Annotated in this window: 15 protein-coding genes and 2 riboswitches; of the genes, 7 read left to right on the top strand and 8 right to left on the bottom strand. The window is 58.9% G+C overall.

The window, feature by feature from the left end; genetic code table 11:
• Positions 1-285: 285 nt before the first annotated feature.
• From J2046_RS24170 to J2046_RS24155, 4 genes are all read right to left on the bottom strand, one after another.
• Complete coding sequence (locus tag J2046_RS24170; RefSeq protein ID WP_210056236.1) at positions 286-1,308, bottom strand: aldose epimerase family protein; 1,023 nt, start codon at positions 1,306-1,308, stop codon at positions 286-288.
• 80 nt (positions 1,309-1,388) lie between these two features.
• Entirely contained in the window at positions 1,389-2,570 is a 1,182-nt protein-coding gene (locus J2046_RS24165) for a vWA domain-containing protein (protein ID WP_210056234.1), read from the bottom strand.
• A 6-nt stretch (positions 2,571-2,576) separates the two neighbouring features.
• Entirely contained in the window at positions 2,577-3,515 is a 939-nt protein-coding gene (gene metA / locus J2046_RS24160; RefSeq protein ID WP_210056232.1) for a homoserine O-acetyltransferase MetA, read from the bottom strand.
• 69 nt (positions 3,516-3,584) lie between these two features.
• Positions 3,585-3,662: riboswitch (SAM riboswitch) on the bottom strand.
• Positions 3,663-3,715: 53 nt separating this feature from the next.
• A complete protein-coding gene (locus tag J2046_RS24155; RefSeq protein WP_210056230.1) occupies positions 3,716-4,555 on the bottom strand; it encodes an AAA family ATPase in 840 nt (279 codons plus the stop codon).
• A gap of 100 nt (positions 4,556-4,655) precedes the next feature.
• Here J2046_RS24155 and J2046_RS24150 point away from each other — a divergent pair, with 100 nt between their 5' ends.
• From J2046_RS24150 to J2046_RS24120, 7 genes are all read left to right on the top strand, one after another.
• On the top strand, positions 4,656-5,306 hold the full coding sequence (locus J2046_RS24150) for a thiamine diphosphokinase (RefSeq protein ID WP_210056228.1): 651 nt from the start codon (positions 4,656-4,658) through the stop codon (positions 5,304-5,306).
• A gap of 3 nt (positions 5,307-5,309) precedes the next feature.
• Positions 5,310-7,130: an ABC-F family ATP-binding cassette domain-containing protein gene (locus tag J2046_RS24145; RefSeq protein ID WP_210056226.1), complete on the top strand. Its 1,821-nt coding sequence runs from the start codon at positions 5,310-5,312 to the stop codon at positions 7,128-7,130.
• A 157-nt stretch (positions 7,131-7,287) separates the two neighbouring features.
• A complete protein-coding gene (locus J2046_RS24140; protein ID WP_210056223.1) occupies positions 7,288-7,743 on the top strand; it encodes a response regulator in 456 nt (151 codons plus the stop codon).
• A gap of 133 nt (positions 7,744-7,876) precedes the next feature.
• A riboswitch (TPP riboswitch) is annotated at positions 7,877-7,978 on the top strand.
• A gap of 35 nt (positions 7,979-8,013) precedes the next feature.
• On the top strand, positions 8,014-9,024 hold the full coding sequence (gene thiB, locus J2046_RS24135) for a thiamine ABC transporter substrate binding subunit (protein ID WP_210056222.1): 1,011 nt from the start codon (positions 8,014-8,016) through the stop codon (positions 9,022-9,024).
• A gap of 10 nt (positions 9,025-9,034) precedes the next feature.
• The gene (gene thiP / locus J2046_RS24130) at positions 9,035-10,654 is read left to right on the top strand and encodes a thiamine/thiamine pyrophosphate ABC transporter permease ThiP (RefSeq protein ID WP_210056220.1); all 1,620 of its coding nucleotides are present in this window, start codon (positions 9,035-9,037) and stop codon (positions 10,652-10,654) included.
• The gene (locus J2046_RS24125; protein ID WP_210056218.1) at positions 10,647-11,354 is read left to right on the top strand and encodes a thiamine ABC transporter ATP-binding protein; all 708 of its coding nucleotides are present in this window, start codon (positions 10,647-10,649) and stop codon (positions 11,352-11,354) included. Before thiP ends, J2046_RS24125 begins: the two co-directional genes overlap by 8 nt.
• A 329-nt stretch (positions 11,355-11,683) precedes the next feature.
• The gene (locus J2046_RS24120) at positions 11,684-13,150 is read left to right on the top strand and encodes a M48 family metalloprotease (RefSeq protein WP_233470237.1); all 1,467 of its coding nucleotides are present in this window, start codon (positions 11,684-11,686) and stop codon (positions 13,148-13,150) included.
• Between the two features lie 11 nt (positions 13,151-13,161).
• Here the strand turns inward: J2046_RS24120 and J2046_RS24115 are convergent, their stop codons facing one another.
• From J2046_RS24115 to J2046_RS24100, 4 genes are all read right to left on the bottom strand, one after another.
• Positions 13,162-14,025 carry an RNA polymerase factor sigma-32 gene (locus J2046_RS24115; RefSeq protein ID WP_210056214.1) on the bottom strand — a complete coding sequence of 288 codons (864 nt, stop codon included), beginning with the start codon at positions 14,023-14,025 and terminating at the stop codon, positions 13,162-13,164.
• A gap of 309 nt (positions 14,026-14,334) precedes the next feature.
• Positions 14,335-14,907: a CarD family transcriptional regulator gene (locus tag J2046_RS24110; RefSeq protein WP_037156593.1), complete on the bottom strand. Its 573-nt coding sequence runs from the start codon at positions 14,905-14,907 to the stop codon at positions 14,335-14,337.
• 389 nt (positions 14,908-15,296) lie between these two features.
• A complete protein-coding gene (fdxA, locus tag J2046_RS24105; protein WP_037156591.1) occupies positions 15,297-15,635 on the bottom strand; it encodes a ferredoxin FdxA in 339 nt (112 codons plus the stop codon).
• A gap of 238 nt (positions 15,636-15,873) precedes the next feature.
• A complete protein-coding gene (locus J2046_RS24100; RefSeq protein ID WP_210056212.1) occupies positions 15,874-16,242 on the bottom strand; it encodes an RNA-binding S4 domain-containing protein in 369 nt (122 codons plus the stop codon).
• Between the last annotated feature and the right edge of the window lie 4 nt (positions 16,243-16,246).

Here is a 16,246-nt window from a genome sequence, read left to right as displayed (position 1 = left end):
GTCGCTTTCCACGGCATCAACACCTCCCGCCAAAAAGCGAAAAGTGTTACCCATGTCTCCGGTACGAAACGTCACCTATCTCTCGGGTTGGGCACTCTCAAATCATACCTTGAAAAGGCCTTTTTGGGCCGGAAGCGTCACTGCTTGAATTCTAGAGTGCAGACCCGGCTTGTGCCGCCGACTTCCTGTCGACGGCCAAAGTCTCATGTCGAGGCGGCTCGACTTCCCATCATCGAATCTATTTCGCACCCCGCCCGCAACATGGGTGAAGCAAGCTTGTCCCGCTCACTGCTTCGAAAAGACATAGTCTGTCTCTTGCCGCAGCACTTCGCCCGGCCGCAGCACGACGTTGGGGAAATCCGGATGATTGATCGCGTCCGGCCATACCTGGGTTTCCAGGCAAAACCCGGCAAAGGGACCGTAGCGGCGACCTTCGAGGCCCGGCACCGGGATTTCCTCAAGTTTGAAGGCGGCATAAAATTGCACACCGGGCTCGGTGGTACGCACTTCCATCGAAACGCCGGAATAAACGCTGCGCGCCAGCGCCACGGAACGCTTCCGCGTCCGCGCCGGCGACAGACAGTAGTTGTGATCGAACAGGACCTGTCTGCCGTCGTCGAACCGCTTCATCGGTCCCATCTCCCGTAGGTCGAAGGATGTATCGGCGACCGATATCAGTCTGCCGGTCGGCAACTGCTTCTCATCCACTTCGACCAACTGATCGGCGGCGATCATAATGTCGTGACCAAGGGCGTCTTCACGGCCGTCAAGATTGAAATAGGAGTGCTGGCAGATGTTGGCGAGTGTCGGCTGGTCGGTCGTGGATTCGTAGACCACCGACAGCACGCCGTGGTCCTTGAGCTGATAGGTGGCAGTCACCGTGCAATTGCCGGGATAGCCCGCGCGACCATCGGGATCGGTGATCTGAAGTACGACCTTGTCAGCCGCATGATCGACGATCGACCAGTTGCTGCGACCGAGACCATCCGTACCCCCGTGAAGGTGGCCGATCCCCGGTTGATTCATTTCAAGCTGGTATTGTTTCCCATCGAGCGTGAAACGGCCGGCGGAGATGCGGTTTGCACAGCGGCCGGGCGTTGCGCCGAAATATGGCGAATGGATTGGATATGGATCGAAAGCCTCGAACCCCAGCACGAGCGGCGGCCGATGGCCCTCCAGCCTGAGATCCTGGATCACGGCGCCCCATGTAATGATACTCGCGGTCAATCCGCCGCCGGCAATTCTCACGCGATAAACGGGCTCGCCATTTTCCGTCGTGCCGAAGACTTCGAAATTCTGATCCGTCATGACCTTTTCCTCCACCGGACATTTGGCGGCAACCTGCGCGATTTGGCGGCAAGCTGCAATGTCACGGGAAGCAAAATCCGTCAGCGGGCGAGGGTGCGCGTCGCCTGTTCAAGCCCGCCGAGCGTCAACGGAAACATACGTTCGGTCATGAGCTGCCGCATCAACCCGATCGAGGTCGTGTAGCGCCACTGATTTTCGGGCACCGGATTGAGCCAGACGCAGCGGTGGTAATGACCGGTGATGCGCCTAATCCAGGCCTCGCCGGGCTCCTGGTTCCAGTGCTCGACCGAACCGCCCGCATGGGTGATCTCATAGGGGCTCATCGAAGCGTCACCGACAAAGATCACCTTGTAATCCGAACCATAGCTGCGGATCAGATCAATCGTCGCCAGGCGGTCCGACCGGCGGCGGTTCTCCTTCCAAACGCCTTCGTAGAGGCAATTGTGGAAGTAGAAATGCTCCATATGCTTGAACTCTGCCCGTGCGGCGGAAAACAGTTCCTCAACGATGCGGATATGGTCATCCATCGACCCGCCCACATCGAAGAACACCAAAAGCTTCACGGCATTATGCCGCTCCGGCCTTGTCTGCACGTCGAGATAACCGTGCTCGGCGGTGGAGCGGATCGTGCCGGGCAGGTCGAATTCTTCGGCCGCGCCCTCCCGCACCCAGCGCCGAAGCCGTTTCAGTGCCAGCTTGATATTGCGCGTGCCGAGTTCGACCTTGTCGTCGAAATCCCTGAACTCGCGCCTGTCCCAGACCTTCACGGCACGGCGATGGCGGGATTCGTCCTGCCCGATGCGCACGCCTTCCGGGTTATAGCCATAGGCGCCGAAGGGCGAGGTGCCGCCGGTGCCGATCCATTTCGACCCGCCCTGATGGCGCCCTTTCTGCTCTTCGAGCCGCTGTCGCAGCGTCTCCATCAGCTTTTCGAAACCGCCGAGCGACTGGATGAGTTTCTTCTCTTCCTCGGTCAGGTGTTTTTCGATGAGCTTGTGCAGCCATTCCTCGGGAATGTTCTGGGTATCGAGGCCCGGCTTGCCGGAGACCATCTCCAGGCCGCGAAAATAGGAGGAAAAGACCTGGTCGAATTTATCGATGTGGCGTTCATCCTTCACCAACGCCGTGCGGGCGAGGAAGTAGAAAGCCTCGACGTCGAAATCGGCCACCCCCTCTTCAATGCCTTCGAGAAGCGCCAGGAATTCCCGGAGCGTCACCGGGACCTTCGCCTCCTTTAAATGCAGGAAGAAGGGAATGAACATGCTGACCTATTCCGTGCCGGTCTTCTCCGGCTCGCCGATTTTCTCCAGATCGTAGGGCGTCGTCTGGTAGATCTCGTTAATCCAGTTGCCGAAGAGAAGATGCGCATGGCTGCGCCAGCGGTTCAGGGGCGTCAGCGTATCATCGTTATGCGGGAAGTAGTCATGCGGCAACTTGATGGGGACGCCCGCATTCACATCCCGGAAATACTCATCCGCCAGCGAGGTGGAGTCGTATTCCACATGATTGAACATGTAGAGACGCTTTCCCCTTTTCTCGTGGACGAGGCAGATGCCCATCTCGTCCGATTCCATCAGGATTTCCAGGCTTGGTACCTTCTCGATATCCGCGCGGCGCACCTCCGTCCAGCGCGAGACCGGCACCTGGAAGTCATCCGAGAAGCCGTTGAGGTAGACGGAGGACGGTACGAGGTTGCGGTGACGGTAAACGCCGAAGGCCTTCTCCTTCAACTCGTATTTCGGCACGCCGTGAAAATGGTAGATGGCCGCCATCGCACCCCAGCAGACATTCATGGTCGAATGGACATTGGTGGTTGTCCAGTCGAGGATCTTCTCCATCTCGTCCCAGTAGGTGACCTCTTCGTAAGGCAGTGTCTCGATCGGTGCACCGGTGATGATGAAGCCATCGAACTTGCGGTGCTTCACCTCTTCCCATGTTTCGTAGAAAGCCAGCAGATGCTCTTCCGGCGTGTTCTTGGCCCTGTGGTTGCCGATTCGCACCAGCGACAGCTCCACCTGCAGCGGCGTCGCACCGACGAGACGCGCCATCTGCAGCTCTGTCTTGATCTTGTTGGGCATGAGATTGAGAAGTCCGATCTGCAGCGGACGAATGTCCTGCCGCACCGCCGCAGTTTCGGTCATCACCCGCACGCCCTCGGAAACGAGGGTGCTGAAGGCAGGCAGCGTATCGGGAATCTTGATCGGCATGTCTAAACCCACGAAAATAAAAACCGGCGGCGAAAAATCGCAACCGGCCGGGGAAGCATGATCTGGGGAAGTCATCTTCTCGCGGCCCTTTAGCGACTTTTTTTACGTGGCTGCAAGCCGGCCGGCCAAATCACCACGAAATTACGGACTTTCAAATACGCCTTGCTATGCCTGTCGTCAATGGGAGCAAAATCTTCCGCTTATCGCTCGCGCCGCGCCATGAAGGCGATCCGCTCGAAAAGATGGACATCCTGCTCGTTCTTCAGGAGCGCCCCATGCAGCTTCGGCAACGCGTTCTTCATGTCCCCGCGCAGATCGGCGGGATCGACATCGTCTGCAACGAGAAGGCGGATCCAGTCGAGCGCTTCGGACGTCGACGGCTTCTTCTTGAGCCCCGGCATCTCGCGGATTTCATAGAACTGCATCAATGCGTTGCGCACGAGGGTCTGCTTGATACCCGGATAATGCACCTCGACGATGCGTGCCAGCGTCTCGACATCCGGGAAACGAATGTAGTGGAAGAAGCAGCGGCGCAGGAAAGCGTCCGGAAGCTCCTTCTCATTGTTCGAAGTGATGATGACGATGGGCCGGACTCTAGCCTTGACCGTTTCGCCGGTCTCGTAGACGTGAAATTCCATCCGATCGAGTTCCTGCAGAAGGTCGTTCGGGAATTCGATATCCGCCTTGTCGATCTCGTCGATCAGCAGGACGACCTTCCTGCCCGCCGCAAAGGCCTGCCAAAGCTTGCCGCGTCGGATATAATTCGCGACATCATGGACCCGCTCGTCGCCGAGCTGGCTATCGCGCAGGCGCGAGACCGCATCATATTCGTAGAGACCTTGCTGCGCCTTTGTGGTGGACTTGATGTTCCACTCGATGAGATCGAGACCAAGGGCCGCCGCCACCTGCCGGGCAAGTTCAGTCTTGCCGGTACCCGGCTCGCCTTTCACCAGCAGCGGGCGCTCGAGACGGATCGCGGCATTCACCGCCACCATCAGATCCTTGTCCGCGATATAGTCCGCTGTACCCTGAAACTGCATCCTGCTATCCCGATTGAAAAGCGAGCCGCAAACTAAAAGCTTGGCTTCGGTGCTGCAACAGCTTTCCCAATGAGGTCCCTTTACGCTAAGGGCAGTGACCATGAGCCATTCGACCTTTACCATCCTGCTTGGCGGCGATCTCACCGTCACCGACCGCCTGCTGGAAGCGACCAGTGCCAGCCGCTTCATCGCAGCTGACAGCGGCATGCGACATGCAGCGACACTCGGCGTCGAGCCCGAACTGTGGGTCGGCGATTTCGATTCCACTGACGCCGAACTTGCAAAACAATGGCCGGGCGTGAAACAGCAGACCTATCCGCCCGCCAAGACCGAGACAGACGGCGAGATCGCCACGGCGGAAGCGATCGACCGCGGGGCTGCACGGCTGATCTTTGTCGGTGCGCTCGGCGGGGAACGGAGCGATCACGCGCTCCAGCACCTCTTCCATGCCATGAGCCTTGCCGAACGCGGCTTCGACATTTTGCTCACGTCCGGCGAGGAAGAAGCGGTGCCGCTGCTGCCGGGGGACAAAAAGCTCGACTTGCCGAAAGGCTCGCTCTTTTCGATCATCGGTTTTTCGGCACTGGAAGGCCTGGACATCGTTGGTGCGCGTTATCCGCTCCACAATTTCGGGCTTCCCTTCGGCTCTTCTCGGACGGTCTCGAACATTGCGGAAGGACCAGTGGAATTCCATCTGAAGGTCGGCAGAGCGATGATCCTTGCTCGCCCCTACGACATGACAGGAACCTGACGTTTGGCACCTCCTATTCTGAAACTTGACGATATCTTCCTGAGCTTCGGAGGTACTCCGCTGCTCGCCGGCGCTGGCCTGCAGGTGGAGCCCGGCGACCGCATCTGCCTCGTCGGCCGCAACGGTTCCGGCAAGTCGACGCTGATGAAGATCGCTGCCGGCATGGTCGAGCCGCAGTCAGGCGAAGTCTTCCGCCATCCGGCCTCGACGATCCGTTACCTCGAACAGGCGCCGGATTTTGCCGACTATGCCACCGTGCAAGCCTATGCGGAATCAGGCCTCGGTCCGGGCAATGATCCCTATCGCGTTACCTACCTGCTCGAACATCTCGGCCTCACCGGCCAGGAGGATCCAAAGACGCTTTCGGGCGGCGAATCCCGCCGCGCCGCGCTCGCCCGTGTCATGGCACCCGAGCCGGACATCCTGATGCTGGACGAGCCGACCAACCATCTCGACCTGCCGACCATCGAATGGCTGGAAGACGAGCTGCGGAAAACAAGGAACGCACTGGTACTGATTTCACACGATAGGCGCTTCCTCGAACGGGTTTCGACCGCGACCGTCTGGCTCGACCGCGGCATCTCTCGCCGTCTCGACAAGGGGTTCGCTCATTTCGAAGCATGGCGTGACGAAGTGCTGGAGGCTGAAGAGCTAGAACAGCACAAGCTCGGCAAAGCGATCGAGCGCGAGGAGCATTGGCTGCGTTATGGCGTAACCGCGCGCCGCAAGCGCAACATGCGGCGCCTCGGCGAACTGCAATCCATGCGAGCAATCTATCGCGGCCACAAGGGGCCCCAAGGGATCGTCCAGGCGCAGGTCACCGAAGGTCGTGAATCGGGCAAGCTTGTGATCGAGGCAGAGAACATCACCAAAGCCTATGACCGGCAGATCGTCGCACCTTTTTCGATCCGGGTTCATCGCGGCGACCGGATCGGCCTCGTAGGGCCTAATGGCGCGGGCAAGACGACATTGCTCAAGATGCTGACCGGGCAGCTCGCACCAGATAGCGGTACCGTCAAGCTCGGCACCAATCTTGAGATCGCAACGCTCGACCAGAAGCGAGAGAACCTGAATCCGGAGGAGACGCTCTCCCACTACCTGACAGATGGCCGCGGGGAGACGTTGCTGGTCAATGGCGAGCAGCGGCATGTCGCGGGCTACATGAAGGACTTCCTGTTCCAGCCGGAACAGATCAGGACACCGATCAAGAGCCTTTCCGGTGGTGAACGTGCCCGCCTGATGCTCGCCCGCATCATGGCGAAGCCCTCGAACCTCCTGATTCTCGACGAACCCACCAATGACCTCGACATCGAAACGCTGGACCTGCTGCAGGAAATTGTCGCTGGCTACAATGGCACGGTGATCCTCGTAAGCCACGATCGCGATTTCCTGGACCGCACCGTGAACTCGACCATCGCTCCGGCCAATCCGGAGGCGCCGGACGGGCGCTGGATCGAATATGCGGGTGGCTACACGGACATGCTGGCCCAAAGGACGGGCGCGATCGAGGAAAAGCGCAAGACAGAGAGAACGGAACGGCAGAAGACAGAGGCCGCCGCGCCGGTGGCTGAAGCCTCCAAGGCCAAGGGAAAACTCTCCTATAAGCAGAAATTCGCACTCGAAAACCTGCCGAAGGAAATTGCCAAGGCCGAGGAAGAAATTGCTGTCCGCGAGAAGAAAATGGCAGACCCTAACCTCTTTTCCAAAGACCCTGCCGCCTTCCACAAGCTTGCGGCGGAAATGGAAAGCCTGCGCGAAAGACTGACGAAAATGGAAGAAGAGTGGCTCGAGCTCGAGATGCTGCGGGAAGAGCTGGAGAGCTAAACTAAAGAATTATTAACTCTAATACCCGTTTCGGCGGTGGTGCCTGTCGCAAAACGGAACAATCCACCACCCTGCTCGTTCTGCCTGTGTTCACGGTCGAGGCGCCAGTTATTGCCTCGATCGGAATTAAGGACCGGAAACCATGTGGGGACGTCTCATGCTGACAAATGTAACGCGTCGTCGGCCACCCAGTGAGGTGACGAGTCAACGGGTGCTGATCGTGGAGGATGAGTTCCTGATCGCTCTCGATATTGCCGAAACCGTCGAAAATATGGGACTGAAGGTGGCGGGTTTTGCCAATGCCAGAAAACATGCCCTGGAACTGGCACCGCGCGCCGATATCGCCATCGTCGACGTCAATCTGACCGATGGCAAAACCGGTCCGGAGATCGGACGGCGCCTTGCCGAACGATATGGCGTGACGGTCATCTTCATGACCGCGACCCCTGATGATCTCGAAGATGGCGTGGAAGGCTCTCTTGGTGTTCTCACCAAGCCCGTCATGCCGGAGGTCATGGAAAGAACAATCGATTATGCCATTGCGAACCGGCTTCACGGCATGGCGGTCGTACCGCGCGAACTTAAGGTGTTCCACCGGAACCAGCATCACTAAGAGAAAATCCTGGCGCGATGTCGGTTTCACAATCCCGTCCTTGCCACGTCGGGGAAGTCATCGACATGGATATGAGCGCTGCCTGATCGCGGTGCAGGCTCTTGCCAGCCGATCCCGCCGCCGCTACACCTGATTCGCTCTAACGGGGTGCCACGCCGGTGTGGCTGAGAGGCTTTGCCAACCCGCGGAACCTGATCCGGTTAAGACCGGCGGAGGGATTAGACGGCTTCCCATCAGCGCCTATTCCCGCAATCAAAAGAGGAAGCGTTGATGCGCAAGATCGTTCTTTCGATGTTCGCGGCCACGGCCGCCCTTTCCTTTTCACTGTCCGCTCAGGCGCAGGAAAAGACACTGACTGTCTATACGTATGAAAGCTTCGTCTCCGACTGGGGGCCTGGCCCGAAGGTCAAGCAAGCTTTCGAAAAGAGCTGCACCTGCAGGCTCAATTTCGTCGGTGTTGCCGATGGTGTGGCGCTCCTCACCCGCCTCAAGCTCGAAGGCGAGAAGACGAATGCCGATATCGCACTCGGCCTGGACACCAACCTGATTTCGGAAGCCAAGGCAACCGGCCTTTTCGAACCACACGGCCTCGATACATCCGCTATCAGCGTGCCCGGGAATTATACCGACGATACTTTCATCCCCTATGACTACGGTCATTTCGCCGTCGTCTATGATACCCAGGTGATGAAGAATCCGCCCAAAAGCCTGAAGGAACTGGTGGAGGGCGACCTCTCGCAGAAAATCGCAATCGAAGATCCGCGCACTTCGACGCCGGGACTAGGCCTGCTGCTCTGGGTGAGGTCGGTCTACGGCGATAAGGCGCCGGAAGCCTGGGCGAAGCTCAGGAAGCGCGTACTGACGGTCACCCCCGGCTGGTCGGAAGCCTATGGCCTTCTCACAAAGGGTGAAGTGCCGATGGTCTTCTCCTACACCACTTCGCCCGCCTATCACATGGTCGAGGAAAAGACCGACCGCTACCAGGCCGCATCCTTCTCGGAAGGTCACTACATCCAGATCGAGGTAGCCGGCATGCTGACAAACGCGTCCGACAAGGATCTGGCCAAACAGTTCCTCAGGTTCATGGTCTCACCTGCCTTTCAGGACATTATCCCCACCACCAACTGGATGATGCCGGTTTCGAAGACATCCGAGCCGTTGCCGGACGCCTTCGACAAGCTCGTGCAACCGGAAACGACCTTCCTGATGGGCTCGGACGAGGTGGCAAAGAACCGGCAGGCCTGGATCGACGAATGGCTGACCGCCATGAGCATGAACTAAGGCCTCCGCCTTGCTGACCCGAGCCGAACGACGCCGGGGGATTGCCTGGGGCCTGCTGAGCCTCATTGGCATCGCCCTCTTCGTCGGCATTGCGGTCGCCGCACTGCTTTCATGGGATGTCGGGGACACAAGAGCCCGGCTCTTCACGGCCTATACCTGGCGAATCCTGCGCTTTACCCTATGGCAGGCTGTGCTTTCGACGCTGCTCTCTATCGCTTTTGCAATACCCGTTACGCTGGCGCTTGCGCGCCGCCCCCGTTTTCCAGTACGTGTCTGGATTATCCGGTTAATGGCGGTTCCCATGGGCCTGCCGGTGCTGATCGGCGCACTGGGTCTTATCGGCATCTGGGGCCGGCAGGGCGTGATCAACAGCCTGCTGTTGAAACTCGGCCTCGACCAGCCGGTCAGCATCTACGGACTTACCGGCATTCTGCTGGCCCATGTCTTTTTCAATTTGCCGCTCGCCGCCCGGCTGCTGCTCGCCGCGCTGGAGCGGCTTCCGGCGGAATACTGGCAGCTCGCCTCCAGCCTCGGCATGCGACCATTTTCGGTCTTTCGGTTCATCGAGTGGCCGGCTGTGCAACGCGTCATTCCCGGCATTGCCGGCCTGATCTTCATGCTCTGCGCCACCAGTTTCACGCTCGTGCTCGTGCTCGGCGGCGGACCTGCGGCAACGACGCTCGAAGTTGCAATCTACCAATCACTGCGTTTCGATTTCGCCCCCGCGCGCGCCGTCGCGCTCGCGCTCCTGCAGATCGGCGTTACCGCGCTGATCCTGATCGCCATGGCGCGGTTTCCCATACCGGACGATGCGGGCATGACAGCAGGTCGGGCGACCCGTCGTTTCGACGGCCGGACCGTGCCCGCACGACTTTGGGATGCGTTTGCCATTTCGGTCGCCACCGCCTTCTTGGTCCTGCCCTTGGCTTCGATCGTCTTTGCCGGGCTGAAGGCCGATCTCTGGAACCTTGCGACCAGCACCGCCTTCCTTCGCGCCACATGGACGAGTTTTATCATCGCACTTACTGGCGGCCTGCTCGCCGTCCTTACATCGCTGGCAATCATTGCCGCCCGCGGTGCTGTGACCGATATGAAGCGACCTGGAAAAGCCGCCAAGGGGTTCTCCGCCCTGCTTGGCGGTATGTCCTCTCTGGTGCTCCTCATCCCGCCCGTCGTGCTTGGGACCGGCTGGTTCCTCACCCTGCGCTCCATCGGGGATGTTACCCGTTTTGCGCCGGTTTTGCTGGTGTTGATCAATATGCTGATGGCATTGCCCTTCGTTATGCGCGTGCTCGCGCCGGCAATTGAGACCCATCGTCAGCAATCCGGCAGACTATCGGCAAGTCTCGGTATTTCTGGCTTGGCAAAGCTTCGACGAATCGACCTGCCCGTTCTGATAAGACCCCTTTTGACGGGTCTCTCCTTCGCGATGGCCTTGTCACTCGGCGATCTCGGCGCGGTAGCACTATTCGGCTCCAACGATCTCACGACGCTTCCCTGGCTTGTCTACAGCCGGCTCTCCAGCTATCGCACCAACGACGCTGATGGGCTGGCACTCCTCCTCGGCATCATCTGCCTGTTGCTGACCATGCTCGGCACGGCCGGCCAAAAGGAGGCGAGACATGACTGATGGCGTCGTGCTGGACAAGGTCGAACTCCGGCTTGGCACAAAGGACTTTCATTTCAATTGTACCCTGCCTGCCGGTGCTGTGACGGCCGTGACCGGCCCGTCGGGCTCCGGCAAATCGACCTTGCTGAACCTTGTGGCTGGCTTTGAAACGCCGGATCGAGGCCATGTCCTGGTCGGCGGCGAGGACGTGACGCACGAGCATCCCTCCGGACGCCCGGTTTCGCTGATCTTCCAGGACAACAATCTTTTCACGCACCTCGATCTGTTCACCAATATCGGCCTGGGCATCAACCCATCGCTGCGGCTTTCCGCGGATGACCGAAGAGCGATCTCCAAGGCGCTGCAACGGGTCGGCCTCGATGGCTTCGAGAAACGCATGCCGGGCACGCTTTCGGGTGGCGAGAGGCAGAGGGCCGCCTTCGCCCGGGCACTGGTGCGCAAAAAGCCCGTTCTGCTGATGGACGAGCCCTTTGCGGCGCTCGACCCGGGTCTTCGCCTTTCGATGGCGAAGCTGCTGCTCGAACTGCACCGCGAGGTGAGCAATACCGTGTTGATCGTCACTCATGATCCGGACGAGGTCGGGCGGCTTGCCGACCATGCCATCTTCATCGATTACGGACAAATTTTACTCCAGGCACCCACAACGGAATTCCTTGCCAGGCGTGATATCCCGGCACTCGCTGAATTCCTCTCCGGCTGATCGGGTCGTCTGATCGCCCTTTTGCCGGATCACGTTTCGAAACCGTGGCGAACCGTCCGTTATCCGGCTCGCCACAATTTGGACGTGACGCAATGGCATCGCCACAAAGCGATGGGGGTTTTTCTTTGCAAACGCGCCGGTAAGACATATCTCAATAACTATCTGTGCATGCGACGCTAAAATCGCTAAGCGGAGATAGAGAGTGAACCGGTTTGGGTTGAAGGGAACCTTTCGAAGCCGGAAGGCGGGCCGTGGGAATGATGGTGCGAAACACGAGGACGATGAGGCGCGATACGGCGAGCCTGGCTATCTTGCGGAGAGCCCGCTTCATGGCGGGCCTTCGAGTTCTGGGCGCCCTCCTGCTGAGCGGCGTCGTGCTGGCCGGCTGCCAGTCGATCTTCGAACAGGCCTATACACCAAACGTTTCGCCCTCGAATTCACCGCAGATCGTCGATGAAGTACAAAAGAACGATCCCCGGGCGCAGATGGGTGCAAGGGAGCATCCCCGTATCGTCGCAAGCTATGGCGGAGAATATCGCGACGCCAAGACGGAGCGACTGGTCGCCCGCATTGCCGGTGCGCTGACGGCAGTCTCCGAGAACCCGAACCAGTCTTTCCGGATCACCATTCTGAATTCGCCGGCAATCAATGCCTTCGCATTGCCGGGCGGCTATCTTTACGTAACGCGCGGCCTGCTGGCGCTGGCCAATGATGCCTCCGAAGTTGCAGCGGTCCTTTCCCATGAAATGGGCCACGTAACCGCCAACCACGGTATCGAACGCCAGCGCCGGGAGGAAGCGGAGGTCATTGCAAGCCGCGTCGTGACGGAAGTGCTTTCCAGCGACCTCGCCGGCAAACAGGCGCTCGCCCGCGGCAAGCTTAGACTTGCAGCCTTCTCGCGCCAGCAGGAACTGCAAGCCGACGTAATCGGCGTGCGGATGCTCGGAGAAGCCGGCTACGATCCTTACGCTGCTGCCCGTTTCCTCGATTCCATGGCCGCCTATGCCCGTTATTCGGCTGTGGATCCGGACAGCGACCAGAGCCTTGACTTCCTCTCGAGCCACCCGAATTCGACCCAGCGCGTCGACCTGGCACGCCGCCACGCCCGCAATTTCGGTCAGGAGGGAACGGTCGGCGACAAGGGGCGCGACTATTATCTTGCCGGCATCGACGGGCTGCTTTACGGTGATAGCCCTCAGGAGGGCTATGTCCGCGGCGAGACTTTCCTCCATGGCGGACTCGGCATTCGCTTCGACGTTCCGCGGGATTTCCGCATCGACAACAAGGTGGAAGCTGTTCTAGCAACAGGCCCGGGTGAAACGGCCATCCGTTTTGATGGTGTTGCCGCCGACGACAACAACAGCTTGACCAATTACCTGACAAGCGGCTGGGTGGCTGGCCTACAGCCCGATACGGTACATCAGATCGAAGTGAATGGATTGCCTGGTGCAAACGCGCGCGCTTCCGCCGACCGCTGGGATTTCGACGTCACGGTCATCCGCGTCGACAACAAGATTTTCCGGTTCCTTACTGCCGTACCCAAGGGAAGTACCGCCCTGCAGACGACGGCCGACGTCTTGCGGTCAAGCTTCCGGCGCATGACGCGAGAAGAGATTGCGTCCTTGAAGCCACTGCGGGTACGCATCGTTACGGTCGCTCAGGGTGACACCGTCGCCTCGCTCGCCGTCCGCATGATGGGCACGGATCGAAAACTCGATCTCTTCAAACTGATCAATGCACTTCCAGCCGGTGCAGTTGTGTCGCCCGGCCAGAAGGTCAAGATCATTTCGGAATAGCCGAAACTCGCTTAGCAGACGGCAGCCATCTGCGGATTGGCGGAAACCAGTGCCAGCTTGAGTTTCTCGATCGCGCGGCTCTCGATCTGTCGGACACGCTCCTTGGAGATGCCGAGCTCAGCGCCGAGAGCTTCGAGCGTGGCACCTTCGTCTGTCAGGCGACGTGCACGGATGATTTTCTTTTCCCGGTCATTGAGCTTGGTCAGCGCGCCTTGCAGCCATTTCAGGCGCCGTTCGCCATCTATCATGCCGGAAACCTGTTCATCCGGCAGTGGCTCGCCGCTCGCAAGCAGGTCCAATCGCTCACCGCTATCCGCATCGCCGGCTATCGATGGAGCCTGCAGGGAAGCGTCATTGCCGGAAAGACGTGCATCCATCGTCTGGACGTCGGCAACGCTGACGCCGAGAGCGACAGCGATCTCCTCATGAATGGCTCGGGCAGTCAGATTGCTGTCGCCTCGGGCAAGCTTGGCACGTAGCCGACGGAGATTGAAGAACAGCGCCTTTTGGGCAGAACTCGTGCCGCCACGAACGATCGACCAGTTGCGAAGAATATAATCCTGCATGGAAGCACGGATCCACCAGCTGGCATAAGTGGAAAAACGAACATCCCGCGCCGGTTCAAACCTTGCCGCCGCCTCGAGCAGCCCTACATAGCCTTCCTGAACAAGATCGCTCATCGGCAATCCGAACCCGCGGAACTTGGAAGCCATGGCGATAACGAGACGCATATGCGCAAGGGCGATCTGGTTGCGTGCTTCCTGATCGCGATCGTCCTTCCAGCGGACCGCCAGATCGCGCTCTTCCTCTCGGGCGAGATAGGGAGCGGACATCGCTATCTTGATCATGGTTCGGTCTGCGGACATGGCTGTCATCGTGTTCTCCGTGAACGGTCTGATCCGACAAAAACAGCAAGGAGGAATTCCGAAACGATTCACGGGACCGGTGATGCGTATCTGGAGACCTGCTGCCTTTGCTCCCCTCGTTTGAGCTTCGCGGAAGTTCACATCGGCCCGAGAGCCCGACTATCCGCCCGCGATACGTATTCCGGGGGCGAAACGAAACTGCGTCGATGCAGTGTCAGTTCGCCGTACCGGCGGGTAAACGCGTGGCAGCGGAAAAAGTTCCAATAAAAAACCCGGCTCGAAGGCCGGGTTTTTAAGAGAATACGATGATCAAAAAGATCAGGCTGCCTCTTCCTGAGCCTCATCCTCTTCGATGGTCTTGCCGCGTTTCGGCCCCTTGGCAAGATTGACCTCGACGAGGCGAACGGCCTCCGTTTCGGACATCTTGTTCACCGCAGCAATTTCACGAGCCATGCGATCGAGGGCAGCTTCATAGAGCTGGCGCTCCGAATAGGACTGCTCCGGCTGGTTCTCCGCGCGATAAAGGTCGCGGACCACTTCAGCAATCGAGATCAGATCGCCGGAATTGATCTTGGCGTCATATTCCTGGGCACGGCGCGACCACATGGTGCGCTTCACACGTGCCTTGCCCTGAACAACTTTGAGGGCGCGTTCGACAAAATCCGTTTCGGACAACTTGCGCATGCCGATGCTCACGGCCTTTGCGACCGGCACCTTGAGGCGCATCTTGTCCTTTTCGAAATCGATAACGAAAAGTTCGAGCTTCATGCCCGCGACTTCTTGCTCTTCAATGGCAGTGATCATACCTACACCATGAGCAGGATAAACAATCGATTCGCCGGTCTTGAAGCCTTGGCGGGCGGGAGAATTCTTCTTCTGCTGGGTCGTCATTCGTTTCACAAACTCCCTGTTACTCACCCGTTTTTCGGGTCGGGGAAACCGGGTCGGTCAGGCCCGGATGAGACGGGGGATACCGTCGGGTCACTCCATACTGGTCCGACCAACGCGCGCGAAAAACAGATCCCACCGCGAATTGCGATCGACAACATTCGAGCGTTGCAATGTCACGGATACCGCGTTTTGGATGATCTGTTGCTTTCGTGATGTTTTTTGGGCACGCCAGTGCCACCTTGTGGAACAGTTCGCGATGTGTACCACAAAAAAGTGCGGAAATCAATAATTTGCTTTTGCATGTGCTCAGAGGGCACGGCCAACCCTCTGCCCATCAAAAAGGCAGAGTGATTCGAGGCCTCTGTCGAGCCATGCCATTTCGGCAAAGCTCAATCGCCTTTTCCGGGTTCTGTAGAGAAGAACTGATCGTACTTGTTTTCGACGCCGTCCATCTCCTTGGCATCCGGCAAGGGGTCGCGCTTGACAGTGATGTTCGGCCAGACCTGGGCGAACTCGGCATTCAGCTTCAGCCACTTGTCGAGACCCGGCTCGGTATCCGGCTTGATCGCTTCGGCGGGACATTCCGGTTCGCAGACGCCGCAGTCGATACATTCATCCGGATGGATGACCAGGAAATTTTCGCCTTCATAGAAACAATCGACCGGGCAAACCTCAACACAGTCGGTGTACTTGCAGCGGATACAATTGTCGGTCACGACATACGTCATGCGGCACTCCAAGACTATCGCGGACAGCGGTCGTGTCGACGGCAGGAAAGCGCCGGCACACCGGAAAGCCGGGAGAGGCGAAACCCTTACTGCAAAAGAGGACAGGAGGCAGGCAATCCGGCTTTTCGACTGTCAGGTAAAGCCTTTGGCCTTGCTTAGCAAGGTTAAACAATCCTTCCGAGGCCAAATTGGAGAAGCTTTATTCCTCAGCATGACCCTTTATCGGTTTCCGGTTCTTTCAGCGATCGGGGCCACCGAATCTGCCCGCGCCAAGGCCACGTTGCGCCCGCTCGAAAGGCGTGAGCCGCGTCTTCTTGTCCGGAGACGGCGTCAGGTCGCCATAGAGAAGCTTAGCCTCCTCAAACGGACCTCGGCGACAGCCGCCAGCACGAACGACAAGGATGACATCCCGCCGCTCCAGGACAAGTTCAATGCGGTCTCCAGGTTTTATCGTACGGCTGGACTGACTGCAGATCTCTCCATTCACCGTCACTGCACCCGCGGCGATCAGCGACTGGGCAAGCGAACGCGATTTCACGATGCGGGCGAAAAAAAGCCACTTGTCGATGCGCTGTCGCGAACCGTCCGGTAGCTCTTTTTCCGTCATGGCC

The organism is Neorhizobium petrolearium, from assembly GCF_017873175.1.
Classification (GTDB): Bacteria; Pseudomonadota; Alphaproteobacteria; order Rhizobiales; family Rhizobiaceae; genus Neorhizobium; species Neorhizobium petrolearium.
This window is presented reverse-complemented; position numbering and strand designations above follow the sequence as displayed.